Raw genomic sequence first — 14027 nt, forward strand, 5'->3', positions numbered from 1 at the left:
TTAATGGAATCCTGCTTCGATTTAGTTCGGGATTAGTTGGATGACGGTTTCAATCATGACGGTCAGGATCGGGATAGCCATCGCCAGGATCAAAATTTTGCCGGCTAATTCTATTTTTGAGGCGATCGCACCCTGGCCCGCATCCTTCGTGATTTGCGCTGCAAATTCGGCAATATAGGCGATGCCGATGATTTTCAATATCGTTTCTACATAAATGAGGTTCACTTTCGCATTTACGGCTATTTGCTCGACCATATGGATAACTTGATAGATTTGATCGACAAGGAACAGGAAGATGGCGCAGCCAACAAAAACGATTAAAAGAAAGGCAAAATTCGGTTTTTGCTCCTTCACGATTAATGCAAGGAAAGTAGCTACTAAGGCCACTCCTGCGATTTGGATGATCTCAATCGCCAGTCCCTCCCTTATCCCTGGAACAGGAAGACAGATTTAATTTTTTGAAATAATTCATCCACAATGGAGGCCACCATAAACAAAATATATATAAACCCGAACAGGGTAACCCACTGGGCATATTCTTTTTTTCCAACCTGATCAAGAATCGTATGCAGGAAAGCCACGACTATTCCCACTCCGGCAATTTTAAAAATCACATCAACCTCTATGCCCATCATTTCTCCCCCTAAGTGCTACATCAGTAATATGATGACTAGTAATCCGGACAGGAATCCGAGACTTTTGACCATTTTTTCGTATTTCGCCTGTTTATCACGGGCGTCGGCTTCTTCCCTTTCCAGATGGGAAAGAGTGAGGATAATTTGTTTTTGCTGGGAATGGCGGTCATGGCGGCCAAGCGTTTCCCCGAACTGCTTCATAATTTCAAATTCCCCCTGCTTGAAGGCTGTCAGCTTCCAAATGTCATTTAAGCTGTCTTCCCAGGCGGCCTTGACCGTTGTTTCTGATTCGGTCAATTTATTGGCAAACGCTTCAAAAAACAACGAAAGCGGTTTTGGGAGCTGGGCAGCTAATCGTCTTGAAGCTTCATGCAATGGTGTATGCCCATACATGATTTCCGCCTCGAGTGACTGCAATGCTGATTTCAGCTGCCGGAGCTGCCGCGGCCTCTCACTTAAATGGCGGGAAGCTTCAAAGCCAGTCCATGTGGTCGCAATAATAATGAGTATGGCACCGATTATTTTCAGCATTTACGTCACTCTCGCTTTTTCTCTCATTTCACGGCCGAAACTATCCTTTATTTTTGTAATGGTTCCCGGGCCTTTTGAACGGTTCAGTTCGATATATCGCTCAAATATGCCCAGTTCAATCAACGGACTTAAAGTCGGCCTCTTTTTCACTTCAGCCAGCGTACTGCCGTGGGTGGTCATAATCAATTTGATGCCGGCGTTAACTGCTTCCATAACCGCTTCCCCGTCTTCTTTCCGGCCAATTTCATCCGCGATCAGTACATCCGGACTCATCGAGCGAACCATCATCATCATTCCTTCTGCTTTCGGGCACGCATCGAGAATATCAACACGCGGGCCGAAGGTTAACTGGGGAATGCCGTTCACGCTGCCGGCAATTTCAGACCGTTCATCAACAATCCCCACTTTAAATGGGCCGAAGCCTGCTTCCGGACTGCCACTTGAAATGATTCGCGCTAAATCGCGGAGCAATGTCGTCTTTCCGGTTTGCGGCGGTCCGATAATCAGCGTATGGGACCATAAGCCCTGGTATAAGTAGGGAACCAGCTTCTCTGCAATTCCGAGCTTTTCCCTGGCAATTCTAATATTAAAAGAGGAAACATCCCTGATCGCTTTGACGGCGCCGTTTTCAAGAATCACCTTGCCGCCAAGCCCAACCCGGTGCCCCCCCTCAATCGTGATATAGCCGCGCCTCAGCTCCTCCTCCATCGTATAAATGGAAAAATGGCTGATCTTATTCAGCAAATGGTCCGCATCCTCAGGCCTCACTATATAGGATAAAAATCGTGGCAATCCTTTCACTGTTACCTCGATGGGCCGGTGGATCCTTATGCGTATTTCTTCAATATGTTCTAATTGATCAGGAGGGATTTCCTTCAGTTTTTCAGCAATGTCTTTAGGCAAAAAGGCTAAAACAGTTTCCACAATCCTTGATTCCTCCTCGATAGACAGGCTCCCGTTATTAAAAATGTATGCCTGCCCGGCTACATTATGACCAAGCGTCATAAATTTGCTGAAGATCACTTCAATACAGGCCTGAACTTTTCAGGAAAACATTTGGAAAATCACGAATATAATTTATACTGAAGATGAAGAAGATTTTTTGGAAGGAGGTGGGATTATGGCTGGGCAATGTGCATATGTGAAAAGGCCTTGTCATCGACAAGACCTTTTTGTTTTTTAATAAAAATCAAGTTATTTACCACCTGTAAAAGAAATCCCCTTAATAAAATAGCGGTTAAAGAAAGCGTACAATAGCAATACCGGAAGGGTAAAGACCATCGATGCAGCCATGATGTAATTCCAGTAGCTGACAAATTGCCCTTTAAAGGTATTGAGTCCGAGCGGAAGCGTAAACATATCCGCATCGGTCATGACGATCAGCGGCCTCATAAAGTCGTTCCATGAGCCCATAAAAATAAAGATCGCCTGGGCCGCCAATGCCGGCTTTGCCAATGGCAGCACAATCCTGAAGAATGTGCCAAAACGGCTTAATCCGTCGATTTCAGCAGCCTCCTCCAATTCTTTCGGGAAGTTAATAAAGAACTGGCGCATCATGAAAATATAAGTAGCGTTAATCATCGCCGGAACAATCATGCCCTGATAAGAGTTAAGCCAGCCAAACTCTTTTAAGATTAAATAGTTTGGAATCATCGTTACTTGAACCGGAATCATCAATACACCCAGGACCACAATAAACAGCACTTTTTTCCCCGGGAATGCCAGGCGGGCAAGTGCGTAGCCTGCCATTGAGTTGAAAATCAAATTCAGGAATGTCGTAATGGTCGCGATGACAATACTGTTCAACATCCAGCGGGGAAACAATTCCTGTTCAATAAAGATTTGCTTATAATTATCCAGCGTAAAATCCTTCGGAATAAAACTTAATGTTCCACTGACGATTTCCTGCAGTGTTTTAAATGACGATGACAGTGCCCATAGAAACGGCACCAATGTTGTAATTGCATAAAGTACTAGAATGGTATATAAAAAGATCTTCCCGAAACCCGGCTTTTTCTTCATTATTGTCTCTCCTCCCCCTATTAATATAAGGACTCTTCCTTGGAAAATTTACGCTGCAATAAGGTCGCAATCAGGATAACCAACGCGAGCAGGAATGAAAGTGCAGCTGCATATCCCATTGTTCCCAGTGTTTTAAATGCATATTGATAGACTAATAAAACAACTGTTAAGGTACTATTATCAGGTCCTCCTGAACCTGCAGAGAAGATGTATGATTGATCAAACAACTGGAATGTACCGATCAAACCCATGATCGCCACAAACGATGTAACCGGGCGCAAGTTTGGAACTGTAATATGCCAAAATTTGTGAAATACATTTGCTCCGTCCAGTTCTGCTGCTTCGTATAAAGAATCAGGAATGCCTTGAAGAGCAGCGAGATAAATCACCATAAAGAACGGCGCCGTTGACCAGATATTCATGATCATGATCGCATTAAGTGCTATATTCGGATCTCCCAAAAAATTGTATGTTGGAAGGCCAATAAAATCCAGAACATTGTTAATCAAGCCTTCTTTGTTATACATCCACATAAAAATTAATGTAAGCACAGCGGAAGAAGTTAAAGTAGGCAAGAAATAAACAATTCTAAAGAATGTTTGCCCTTTTAACCCTGCATTAAGAGTTGCTGCGAGAATAAGTGCAAGCAGAGTTTGGCATGGAACCACAATGATTACGTATTTAAATGTGTTCCAAAGCGCAATCTTTGCCCTCGTATCGTCCAGTATTCTCGTAAAATTATCAAAAGCAACGAAGTCATAGCTTATATTTCCTAAAAGCTGTACCTTATGAAAGGACAAGAAGATAATATAAAAGATCGGCCCGATAATAAATAGCAATAAGACGAATAGAGCAGGTGTCATAAAAGTATAGCCCTGGCCTGCTTCACGTAGTTTCCTGGCGGAAAATAAGCTTTTCATCTTTAACACTCCTTTTGAAATTCGTAACGAAGCTCATCCATTAGCTGTGAGACCTCTTTCTGCCGAAGTTCAGGAAGGACTTCGCGCAGAAAGAGGTCTACAGTTTGGAAAGGAAAGGGGAAACTTTCTTCCCCCTCACCTTCAGTGGATTATTGTGATTCAATTTCATTATTTGCTTGTTTCTGAGCTTCTTTCAATGCCTCATCAAGAGGACGTTCACCAAGGAAAGCGCTTAAAAATTGGTTGTTAAAGTTATTCATGATAATTGGCAGGTTTACACCTTCTGACCATACTGTTGCATAGGATGCACCCGCTACTAAAGGAGCACGAAGTTCATCTTTGTCAAATCCCAGCTTTTCCGCTACAGACTTTCTTGAAGGCAAGGCATAACCAAGGCTTGTCCAGGTCTCCATTCCTTCCTTGCCAGTTAAGTAAGAAATCAATTCCCATGATGCTTCTTTCTTTTCGGAAGCAGCGTTCATTACATAAGCAACATCATACGCCATTGTTGACTTTTTGCCTTTAACGGTTGGAAGCTCAGCGGTTGCATATTCGATATCCGGGAATGTATCTGCTAAATAAGGAATCGCCCAGTTCCCTTCGATAACCATGGCTGCTTTCCCCTGGCCGAACATTTCTCCGCCCCAAGTTACGCCAACTTCTTTAGGTTCAACGGAGGACTTATCCACATTGTGCATTTCAATGATTGGCTGCAGCGCTTCTACAACCTCAGGGGATGCAAAGTTTGCTTTGCCATCCTTTACAACATCTCCGCCACCAGACTCGGCAAGCCAGAACATACGGGCAAGCTCGGGAGCCACGCCAAAACCATACACTCCGTCCTTGGTCAATTTCTTGGCTGCTTCGCGAAGCTCATCCCATGTTTTTGGCACTTCAACGCCTGCTTCTTCAAGCATTTTCTTGTTATAGAATAAAGCCAGTGTTGAATAATCTTTAGGAAATCCATATGTTTGGCCGTCAACCTTGAAAGCATCCAACAAAGGCTTCTCGAAATCATCGACATCAAACTCTTCTGTTACGTATCCATCAAGAGGTTCAATTACACCAGTTTGAATAAGGCCCGGTGCTTCAAATGCATCCAGATAAAAGACATCAGGACCCTCACCGCCGATTAAACGCGTTTTAATAACATCCATGTATTGCTCAGAAATAATTTCAAGCTTTACGTCGATATTAGGGTGTTTTTCTTCGAAATCAGAAATCGTCTGTTTGAGCAGTTTCTCTTCAGTAGGATTGCCACCCCAGCCAGCAAGTGTTACTTCGACTTTTTCTCCACTGCCGGATTCCCCGTTGCTGCCGCTTTTTGATGTATCATCGCTGCCGCTGCAGCCAGCTAAGATGCTGGCAGCCAGCATCGAAGTAATCCCCAGTGACGCCATCCATTTTTTTGACCTCATTTTTGAAATTCCCCTTTCAAAATTTTTGAAATTAATATATCTAAAGGAGGTTTCTCTCCTAAAGAGCGATGTAGCTTAACGTTAAACTTTTTCGCCTTGCTTAAACACCAGCTCACAGCCTGTCGTATTCTTGAGTACCTGAACATTGATCGTATTTTCAGTTCTGGTAACCGAGATGGATAAATGTCCTTCGCAGATGGCTATATCGCTGACAGTCAACTCATGCATGTCTTCAAGCAATGCAGGAGAAAGTTGAATCACCTTGTTAATGCTGTCCGGAAATAGTCCGAGCAGCGACTGGATAAACACAAGTGGTGTACCTGCAGCCCAGGCTTGTGGAGAACACGCAACCGGATATTTAACCGCTTTTCCGATTGAGGCATCATATCCACAAAACAGTTCAGGAAGCCGGTCATATTCAAAGTGGGCACCGGCACGTATCAATCCTTCAATGACTATATTCGCAGCATCCTGGCGGAGAAGTTTGCTCATCCCCAGCAAAATCAAGCTATTGTCATGCGGCCAAATACTGCCGTCATGGTAGCTCATCGGATTATAAGCAGACTCGCCTTCACCCATAGTGCGAATGCCGAAGCCGGAAAACATTTTTTTAGATAAAAGTGTATTTATTACTGCTTCAGCTTTTTCTTTTTCCAGCATTTCAGATAGAAGAACATGTCCAGGATTTGAAGTAATTGTTCCTACTTGCTGCTTGTTGGAATCAAGAGCTATTGCATAGAAATTGGCATCCTCCATCCAAAAGGCTTCATCAAATCGATCCTTTAATTGCTGCGCTTGTTTTCGCAATTCCTGCGCTTCTGTAAGCTTTTCTATTCTTTCATAGATGTTGGCGATATCCATTTTCGCCTGGTATACATAACCCTGAACCTCGGATAAGGCAATCGGTGTTTCAGCATAATCACCGTTCCTGTGTACAACTGAATCTCCGGAGTCTTTCCAACCCTGGTTGGCAATTCCCTTGCTGGACTCCTGGTGGTATTCAACAAATAAATCTCCATCCCGGTCGCCGTAATGGTCGATCCAATTAAGCGCGGCTTCCACGTTGTCAGAAAGCTGTTTGACCAGCTCCAGATCACCTGTCCACTTGACATATTCCGAGAGCAAAATTAAGAACAATGGTGTTGCATCAATGGTTCCATAATAAGGAGTGAACGGGATTTGATTGGTTGCCGCCAGTTCACCATAGCGAATTTCATGCATGATTTTTCCCGGCTGTTCGTCTCTCCATGGATCCACCTTTTTCCCCTGGCTGCTTGCCATTGTTAACAAGGTTCCTTTTGCAATCTCAGGATTGAAAGCCAGCATTTGCAGTGCTGCGATTAGACTATCCCGTCCGAAAGGAACTCCGTACCACGGCAATCCTGCGACCGGAAACTTTCCGTATCCTACATCGGTCAGCAACACCCTTAAGTCATCGATTCCCCGGTCAACCAATCTTTGCAACGGAAGATAATCTGTATGAACCTTTGTAATCTCCTTTCCCCAAGCCTCATAAGACGCTTTTAACCGGGACATTGCCTCCTCAATCTCAATATTCTTTTTCGGCTCTTCCTGGCCAATCAGAGGCTGAATTGTAAATGTAACCGTTTTCTCTTCGGCGTTATGCAAAGAAATGTTAAACGAAATATTCCCGCCTTCTTCAACCGTTGCTGCGCCCTGATCCCAGGATACTAACGAACGGCGGATAACTTTGTCAGCGCCAAGATAGTTGAAAGTGATTGAGTTGTCCTCGATACTCTGTCCGGTGCGTTTACCCATTGTGCCATTTTGAAATCCGCGCACAACAAACATATCTGTAAAATCGGCATCTATATGGACGCTTAGATCAAACTGCACCGGCTTTGGAAAGTAATTTTTCACTTTAATAGATTCGTATAGAATCCCTTCATTTATAAATCTTGTACGTTCAATTTCAACTGATTCCCTCCATAACACAAGTGAACCGTCCTTCTCCATATGGGGGTTTGTCAACAATATCGAAGCCATATAATTTTCTCTGGCATCAGATGACAAAAGAATTGGCTCTTCTCCATTAATTTTGATATCAAGCTTGCTCAAGAATCGAGTATCTTTACGGTACAGGCCCAATCCGTAAGCGTGATTCTCGGGGATGTTCCCTTTTTCATCCGTTAAAAGAAATAAATCATTTTCTTTAATTACTCTGTACTCCATGGTGCTCCTCCTAAATTCTGTTTTCCGAAACGTTTCGGTTTTTTGGCATGCTTCCCGAAACGTTTTGGATTTTACCGACAATAATTTTCAGGGCTGTACTTTGTACCATCTCTCCTTAAATACACGTTTTAAAACGGCTGCTTATGTGTATTTAAGGAGAGATTAATCTTGATCACTGCGAACCTTGCATGTTGATTCTCGGGCAACCAGTTCAGTTTCCAAAATACAAACATGCGACTTTGTTTTGACTTCCAGCATATCAATAAGTAAATTTGCTGCCTGATAGCCCAGCTGAAAAATATTTTGCCCTACTGTGGATAGCTGTGGCGTAGAATATGAAGCCAGCAATATATCATCAAACCCGATTACAGACAATTTCTCCGGAACATCAATGCCCAAAGCTTTTGCTGCCTTGATCGCGCCAAGAGCCATTAAGTCACTGGCACAAAACAATGCCGTAATTTCAGGATGATTTCTCAACAGAACCAAGGTTTGTTCATACGCTTTTTCTTCAGAAAAACTTCCATCAACGATCCATCTTTTATTTACGGGCAGCCCTGTTTCCTGCAAGGACTTTACATATCCTTCAAGCCTTTTTTTACTGACATAAGCCTGGTTGTGGCCATTGATCATGGCAATATTTTTATGTCCCAGCCCGATTAGATGACGCACTGCTTTCTCGGCGCCCAACACATTGTCGGTCGTAACATAGCCTACCGTATCAGATTCAATCGGGATATCAATCAGCACACACGGAATATCACTTTCAATGACTTCCTTTAAATAAGGATCATCGATTTTCATCCCCTGCACAATAGCCCCATCTACTCTTCTTTCTCTGCACAATTGTGAATAGGTTTTTTCTCTTTGCTTGGCGGTAGTTGTACTAAATAAAACGAGGTCATAATCTCTTTCCGAAATACATTCATTGGCTCCCGAAAGAACCTCGAACGTAAAATTGTCTTTCTTGTTCGCTTCCGTCATGCCGGATACAATTAATCCAATCGTCTTTGACTTATTCATGACCAGGCTTCTTGCTAAAGTATTGGGGCTATAATTCAAATCCTTGGCAATCTGCATAATCTTTTTTCTTGTTTTTTCATTTACATCCGAATAACCATTAAGAGCCCGGGAAACGGTTGTAACAGAAACTCCGGCCACTTTTGCGATATCCTTAATCGTAGTCATTATACTTCCCCCAGAATCCGAAACGTTTCGGATTACCTCTTGTTTAAAATCATACAATATGATGAAAACGATTTCAACTGCTTTTTTTAAAATTTCGCTGTATCTTCATCCGCGCCTGAACACTCAAGTCATGAAATGAGAAACTAAACCGTACATATTAATTAAGTTCGTTTAGAAAATAAGAGGTGAACAACATGGAGTTTACTCAACACGTTTCCCCTTATCGCCATCAGTCTCAAAATGTATTAAAGGTGTATGGGGAAGGAACTGTTTCTGCCCCGCCTGACAGAGCTGACGTGATATTGGGTACTGTCACAGAAGGCAAGGAGCTGCTTCAGGTTCAGCAGAGCAATTCAAATATCATAACAAATGTCATCCAGGCCTTGCTTAGGCTCGGCCTGCCGCGTGAAAAAATCCAAACCTTTGAATACAGTGCTGAACCGCAATACGATTATGTCGATGGAAAACAGGTATTCCGCGCCTACAGGGTCACGTATTTATTAAAAGTAACGATTGATGCAATTAGCCAGGCGGGAAACGTTGTCGACACAGCTGTTGCAAATGGTGCGAACATCGTGAGAAGCATCGAATTCACGATTTCCGACGAGCGTACTCTGTATGCCCGCGCCCTCGCCGTTGCGGTTCAAGACAGTTTACAAAGAGCAAGGGTGATCGCACAAACGCTTGGCGTCCAGCTCATTAAAACTCCTTCTTTAATCATCGAGAACCCACAGATCCGGGAGCCGATTATTTTTCACGGTGCGGTCCTAAGCACTTCTACAGAGGCAGCCACTCCAATTGAGCAAGGGCTGCTCACGATTAAGGCCGCCGTGAAAGCGGAGTATATCTATTATGCTTAGGATGTCAGTAAAATAAGAAAAGCGCAAGCGCCTTGGTCAGCCCCGACAAGCGCTGGAGGGCCTGACAGTGAAGTCGCTTTTTGACTTCATTGGCAGGACCGAAGCGACTCGAGGGGCTAGGCGCTGGAGCTGGACATCGAAACGCCAAACTATATTTAGAAACGTTTATACTTTCCTATAGCTAAATAAAAACCGGTCCAAAAATTTGAACCGGTTTTAAAAAAAAATTATGTAACAGCCGCGGTTGCCGCCTCCAATATGGAGTTTCATAACCTGCTCCACCAGGTGGGTGTCCGCAAAGCCTTTCCCGACGTCCTCTGCATAATGAAGGCATGTCGTTCTGTCCTTATTTTGAGACTCCCTTAAATTATCTAAAGGTTGAAACTTCATATATGGCGCACAACGCAGCGTTTTATAATATTATAATACCCGGAAATAGCGGATCACTCAACCGGTAAATGCTGGCCTTGTCCGTTAATCCCCTTATATTTTTCATCCGAAAGAAAAAACTAAGAGATGAAAGGGGGCATAGAACCAGCATGAACGAGGATCACAGGGAATTTCAAAAGCACCAGCGAAAATCCGTTTATTTAAGGGGAGCAAGCGGGCCTCATCGCGAATCAGATCATGATTACAACAGCCGGAACAATACAGATATTTCGGTTGGTGCAAGAGGAAGGGACATATACAGGAAAAATGACGACGCTTGAGGACGCAGCATTGAAGCCAGGAGATCGAAATACCCAAGCCGTTTTCCAAAAGCTTTTAGTGCAAAAAATAACCCCGTAAAAACGGGGTTATCCTATTATGATTAAGCACGGGAGACGTATGAACCGTCAGTTGTATTAATAATTAATTTGTCACCCTGGTTAACAAAAAATGGAACCTGGACAGTTAAGCCTGTTTCCATAATAGCAGGTTTTGATCCACCCGATGCCGTATCTCCTTTGATTCCCGGCTCGGTTTCGGTGACTTCAAGCACAACGGTGTTTGGAAGCTCAATTCCCAAAGTCTCACCCTGGTACATCATAATGAAAACTTCCATGTTTTCTTTTAAAAACTTCAGCTCGTATTCAATTGAATTTGCCGGAAGCTCAATTTGATCATACGATTCATTGTCCATGAACACGTGCTGGTTGCCATTTGCATATAGATATTGCATTTTTCGGTTATCAATTTGCGCTTTCGCTACTTTTTCACCGGCACGAAAGGTTTTCTCCTGAATGGCGCCGGTGCGCAGATTGCGCAGTTTTGAGCGGACAAAGGCCGCTCCTTTACCAGGCTTAACGTGTTGGAAATCCAAAACGCGCCAGATAGCGCCATCCACTTCAATGGTTAATCCAGTCCGAAAATCGTTAACAGAAATCATCTAAAATGTCCTCCTGGTTATTCAATTACAGAATGATTAGTTCTTTCGTAGAGTGGGTCAGTGCTTCATTATGATCGTTTGTAATAACTGTATCATCTTCGATGCGGACACCGCCAAGCCCCGGTATGTATATCCCCGGCTCAACCGTTACAACCATGCCAGGCTCAAGTACGGTCTCTGACCTAACGGACAATGCCGGACCTTCGTGGACCTCAAGCCCAATGCCATGACCTGTCGAATGGCCAAAATAGTCACCATAGCCTTTTTCACTGATCAAATTCCGCGTTAAAGCATCGGCCTGTTTTCCCGTCATTCCCGGCTTGATGCCTGCCATCCCCCGCAATTGGGCTTCCAGGACGATATTGTAGATTTCCTTCAGTTTCTCGTCCGGTACACCTACGGAAACGGTTCTTGTAATGTCCGAAACATATCCTTTGTAGTAAGCTCCAAAATCGAGTGTAACAAAATCGCCGGTTTCAATCACTTTTTCAGTGGCGACCCCGTGCGGAAGGGCTGATCGTGAACCGGATGCGACGATAATATCAAAAGAAGATGACGTTGCGCCGGCCTTTCTTATAAAGAACTCAAGTTCATTCGAAACGTCCAGCTCCGTAATGCCCGGACGAATGAATCCTAAAATATGCTTAAAAGCTGCATCGGCTATAGCCGATGCTTCCTTTAATATCTTAATCTCTGCATCCGTCTTAATCAAGCGTAACTTTTCAATCGCTCCGGATACCGGAACAAGCTCGGCCTCAACAGCTTTTTCATATGCTGTATATCCAGAGAAAGTTAGATGATCCTGTTCGAATCCCAGCCTTTTAATGCCGATTTTTTTAGCCTGATTGGCAACTTCATCAGGAATCATACCTTTATGCTGGACAATTTCATATCCCTTACACTGCTTTTCGGCTTGTTCGACATAACGAAAATCTGTAATAAACAGAGCCTTTTCGGCGCTTATAAGGACAACGCCGGCAGTTCCCGTAAATTGAGACATGTAGCGGCGGTTATAGTTGCTTGTAATCAGCATTCCGTCTATTCCGAGTTTGTCAAAATGACCGCGAAGCTTTTCTAGCTTTTCCATTTTATCCTCTCTCCTTTGCCAACTTTTCAATGCTAAAAAAGAATGTTCAATAAGAACATTCTACCACAAAGTGTCTCTGCATTCAGTTTATTCCTGGCAAGGTTCATATGCATGTTGTTATGTGGGAACATCGGCCTCTTGCTTTTGGCGGATTCTGAGTTCATTTTCTTCGTAAGAAATTGAATAACCGACGAATACACCATATAACAAGTAGAGACAGATCGATGTGATGATTGTATTCCTGTTCAGTTCAGCAAATGGACGTATTCCCGGGAAGATTGGATTCAAGATAAAAAAAACGATAGCAAATAGAACAATTCCATACCCAATTCCGACCCACATGCTGCGAAATTTTCGAAGCAGCGCATAATATAATAATGCGGCAGCAATTGAGATAATGCCGATCATAATGATCGAGATGACCGTACCAAGCCATTGCCCCTTCCATTCACCAAGTGCCCATGGCTCAAGAATAACATTGGGACGAATATCAGTAAAATTGAATAAATAAGCAATATACGCCAAACCGCTCCATAAAATGCCGCCAAAAAAACCGGTCAAAACAACCATCGCTATAAACGACATTGGTTTTTCCTGCTGGTTCTGTTCCAATTGCCCCTGTTGTTCGGACATTTAATCCCACCTCCACTTTTTTATTATGTCCACGGGCAATTATTCCTTGCATCATAATAGAATAAATTATCAATTCAAGATTTCAAAAGTCTTCGAGTATAGAGGTTTTGACGATTTTCTAGTAAAATAAAATTAAGGTACATGCAGCTTTCATATTTCTTGTGCTGTTTTGTGCAAGTTCACGATATAGGTTGGTGTTAACGTCATGGGAAAAAGTCAAAAGCCCGTTTATGGCGGGCAGGCAGTTGTTGAAGGCGTCATGTTCGGAGGCAAACATCATTACGTGACAGCTGTTCGCAGAAAGAATGGAACAATCGAGTTTTTTGAATTACCGAGAAAAACAAATCCGGTCGCCCAACTTTTGAAGAAGATCCCTTTCTTGCGGGGAATTGTAGCCATCATCGAGGCGAGTGCCAATGGCTCGAAGCATTTGAATTTTTCGACAGAACGATATGATGTCGACCCGGAAGAAGACCACCAAATAAAAAAAGAGGAAGTCTCCAGGCTCGCAATGGTACTCGGGGTTGCTGCGGCAGGAGTGCTGACCTTCCTTTTCGGAAAATTTATTTTTACACTTATTCCGGTTTTTTTGGCAGAATTGACAAAACCAATTTTCCCGGGCGATCTCGCCCAAGTATTGGTTGAAACCTTCTTCAAGCTTATCCTCCTGCTCGGGTATATTTACTTTGTATCGCTGACCCCAATTATTAAAAGGGTATTTCAATACCACGGTGCAGAGCATAAAGTGATTAATACATTCGAAAGCGGCAAAGAGCTGACCGTGGAAAATGTTCAAGCTCATTCCCGTCTCCACTACCGATGTGGCAGCAGCTTTATCTTATTCACGGTAATCGTCGGTATGTTTATATATTTGCTTGTTCCGGCCGAGCCTCTGTGGGTCAGGGTTTTAAATCGCTTGGCTCTTATCCCCGTCGTGCTTGGCATTTCTTTCGAAGTGCTCCAGCTGACCAATAAGCTTCGCGATATACCTGTACTAAAATATTTAGGCCTGCCCGGCTTATGGCTCCAGCTCCTTACCACAAAGGAACCAAAAAATGATCAGGTAGAAGTGGCGATTCTTTCGTTTAAAGAACTTCTTAAAAAGGAAAAAGAAAAAGAAGACAATTTGAGAACGGAAGAAATTGTGTAAATGGCGGAGCAAGGAAGTTTA

At 43.3% G+C, this 14027-nt stretch carries 15 protein-coding genes and 1 other RNA gene; 3 read left to right on the forward strand and 13 right to left on the reverse strand.

Going from position 1 to position 14027, the window contains the following annotated elements; translation table 11 throughout:
* Positions 1-21: 21 nt before the first annotated feature.
* The 9 genes from spoIIIAD to CU633_RS15990 all read right to left on the reverse strand — a co-directional run bounded on the left by spoIIIAD (position 22) and on the right by CU633_RS15990 (position 8907).
* Positions 22-417 (reverse strand): stage III sporulation protein AD, encoded by a 396-nt coding sequence (gene spoIIIAD, locus CU633_RS15950; protein ID WP_101661582.1) that lies wholly within the window; start codon positions 415-417, stop codon positions 22-24.
* Positions 418-425: 8 nt separating this feature from the next.
* Positions 426-632, reverse strand: a complete 207-nt coding sequence (spoIIIAC, locus tag CU633_RS15955; RefSeq protein WP_101661583.1) for a stage III sporulation protein AC — start codon at positions 630-632, stop codon at positions 426-428.
* A gap of 18 nt (positions 633-650) precedes the next feature.
* Positions 651-1166 (reverse strand): stage III sporulation protein SpoIIIAB, encoded by a 516-nt coding sequence (gene spoIIIAB, locus CU633_RS15960; RefSeq protein WP_101661584.1) that lies wholly within the window; start codon positions 1164-1166, stop codon positions 651-653.
* The gene (spoIIIAA, locus tag CU633_RS15965; RefSeq protein WP_101661585.1) at positions 1167-2090 is read right to left on the reverse strand and encodes a stage III sporulation protein AA; all 924 of its coding nucleotides are present in this window, start codon (positions 2088-2090) and stop codon (positions 1167-1169) included.
* A 270-nt stretch (positions 2091-2360) separates the two neighbouring features.
* On the reverse strand, positions 2361-3188 hold the full coding sequence (locus CU633_RS15970) for a carbohydrate ABC transporter permease (protein ID WP_101661586.1): 828 nt from the start codon (positions 3186-3188) through the stop codon (positions 2361-2363).
* Positions 3189-3208: 20 nt separating this feature from the next.
* Positions 3209-4108: a carbohydrate ABC transporter permease gene (locus tag CU633_RS15975; protein ID WP_101661587.1), complete on the reverse strand. Its 900-nt coding sequence runs from the start codon at positions 4106-4108 to the stop codon at positions 3209-3211.
* 149 nt (positions 4109-4257) lie between these two features.
* Entirely contained in the window at positions 4258-5526 is a 1269-nt protein-coding gene (locus tag CU633_RS15980; RefSeq protein WP_101661588.1) for an ABC transporter substrate-binding protein, read from the reverse strand.
* 81 nt (positions 5527-5607) lie between these two features.
* A complete protein-coding gene (locus tag CU633_RS15985; protein WP_101661589.1) occupies positions 5608-7719 on the reverse strand; it encodes an amylo-alpha-1,6-glucosidase in 2112 nt (703 codons plus the stop codon).
* Between the two features lie 162 nt (positions 7720-7881).
* Complete coding sequence (locus CU633_RS15990) at positions 7882-8907, reverse strand: LacI family DNA-binding transcriptional regulator (RefSeq protein ID WP_101661590.1); 1026 nt, start codon at positions 8905-8907, stop codon at positions 7882-7884.
* 194 nt (positions 8908-9101) lie between these two features.
* Between CU633_RS15990 and CU633_RS15995 the strand changes: the two genes are divergently transcribed.
* Positions 9102-9767, forward strand: a complete 666-nt coding sequence (locus tag CU633_RS15995) for an SIMPL domain-containing protein (protein ID WP_101661591.1) — start codon at positions 9102-9104, stop codon at positions 9765-9767.
* 231 nt (positions 9768-9998) lie between these two features.
* On the opposite strand, the gene ssrS is transcribed toward CU633_RS15995, so the two are convergent.
* Positions 9999-10181, reverse strand: a non-coding RNA gene (gene ssrS / locus CU633_RS16000) — 6S RNA.
* Between the two features lie 125 nt (positions 10182-10306).
* Here ssrS and CU633_RS22935 point away from each other — a divergent pair.
* Entirely contained in the window at positions 10307-10477 is a 171-nt protein-coding gene (locus tag CU633_RS22935) for a hypothetical protein (protein WP_180954996.1), read from the forward strand.
* Positions 10478-10578: 101 nt separating this feature from the next.
* Here CU633_RS22935 and efp read toward each other — a convergent pair whose 3' ends face one another.
* The 3 genes from efp to CU633_RS16015 form a co-directional block, all read right to left on the reverse strand.
* On the reverse strand, positions 10579-11136 hold the full coding sequence (efp, locus tag CU633_RS16005; RefSeq protein ID WP_101661592.1) for an elongation factor P: 558 nt from the start codon (positions 11134-11136) through the stop codon (positions 10579-10581).
* A gap of 25 nt (positions 11137-11161) precedes the next feature.
* On the reverse strand, positions 11162-12223 hold the full coding sequence (locus tag CU633_RS16010) for a M24 family metallopeptidase (RefSeq protein WP_101661593.1): 1062 nt from the start codon (positions 12221-12223) through the stop codon (positions 11162-11164).
* Positions 12224-12340: 117 nt separating this feature from the next.
* The gene (locus CU633_RS16015) at positions 12341-12856 is read right to left on the reverse strand and encodes a YqhR family membrane protein (RefSeq protein WP_101661594.1); all 516 of its coding nucleotides are present in this window, start codon (positions 12854-12856) and stop codon (positions 12341-12343) included.
* 205 nt (positions 12857-13061) lie between these two features.
* Here CU633_RS16015 and CU633_RS16020 point away from each other — a divergent pair, with 205 nt between their 5' ends.
* Positions 13062-14006, forward strand: a complete 945-nt coding sequence (locus CU633_RS16020) for a DUF1385 domain-containing protein (protein ID WP_101661595.1) — start codon at positions 13062-13064, stop codon at positions 14004-14006.
* Positions 14007-14027: the final 21 nt, after the last annotated feature.

Origin of the sequence: Bacillus sp. V3-13, from assembly GCF_002860165.1 — a bacterium.
GTDB lineage: Bacteria > Bacillota > Bacilli > Bacillales > Cytobacillaceae > Bacillus_BJ.

What these genes read in the sequence shown, in the direction of transcription:
- CU633_RS22935 (WP_180954996.1), top strand. Translation starts at nt 10,307, where the DNA reads ATGAACGAGGATCACAGGGAATTTCAAAAGCACCAGCGAAAATCCGTT.
- CU633_RS15975 (WP_101661587.1), bottom strand. Translation starts at nt 4,108, where the DNA reads ATGAAAAGCTTATTTTCCGCCAGGAAACTACGTGAAGCAGGCCAGGGC.
- CU633_RS15970 (WP_101661586.1), bottom strand. Translation starts at nt 3,188, where the DNA reads ATGAAGAAAAAGCCGGGTTTCGGGAAGATCTTTTTATATACCATTCTA.
- efp (WP_101661592.1), bottom strand. Translation starts at nt 11,136, where the DNA reads ATGATTTCTGTTAACGATTTTCGGACTGGATTAACCATTGAAGTGGAT.
- spoIIIAB (WP_101661584.1), bottom strand. Translation starts at nt 1,166, where the DNA reads ATGCTGAAAATAATCGGTGCCATACTCATTATTATTGCGACCACATGG.
- CU633_RS16015 (WP_101661594.1), bottom strand. Translation starts at nt 12,856, where the DNA reads ATGTCCGAACAACAGGGGCAATTGGAACAGAACCAGCAGGAAAAACCA.
- CU633_RS15985 (WP_101661589.1), bottom strand. Translation starts at nt 7,719, where the DNA reads ATGGAGTACAGAGTAATTAAAGAAAATGATTTATTTCTTTTAACGGAT.
- CU633_RS15995 (WP_101661591.1), top strand. Translation starts at nt 9,102, where the DNA reads ATGGAGTTTACTCAACACGTTTCCCCTTATCGCCATCAGTCTCAAAAT.
- CU633_RS15980 (WP_101661588.1), bottom strand. Translation starts at nt 5,526, where the DNA reads ATGAGGTCAAAAAAATGGATGGCGTCACTGGGGATTACTTCGATGCTG.
- CU633_RS16020 (WP_101661595.1), top strand. Translation starts at nt 13,062, where the DNA reads ATGGGAAAAAGTCAAAAGCCCGTTTATGGCGGGCAGGCAGTTGTTGAA.
- CU633_RS15990 (WP_101661590.1), bottom strand. Translation starts at nt 8,907, where the DNA reads ATGACTACGATTAAGGATATCGCAAAAGTGGCCGGAGTTTCTGTTACA.
- spoIIIAC (WP_101661583.1), bottom strand. Translation starts at nt 632, where the DNA reads ATGGGCATAGAGGTTGATGTGATTTTTAAAATTGCCGGAGTGGGAATA.
- CU633_RS16010 (WP_101661593.1), bottom strand. Translation starts at nt 12,223, where the DNA reads ATGGAAAAGCTAGAAAAGCTTCGCGGTCATTTTGACAAACTCGGAATA.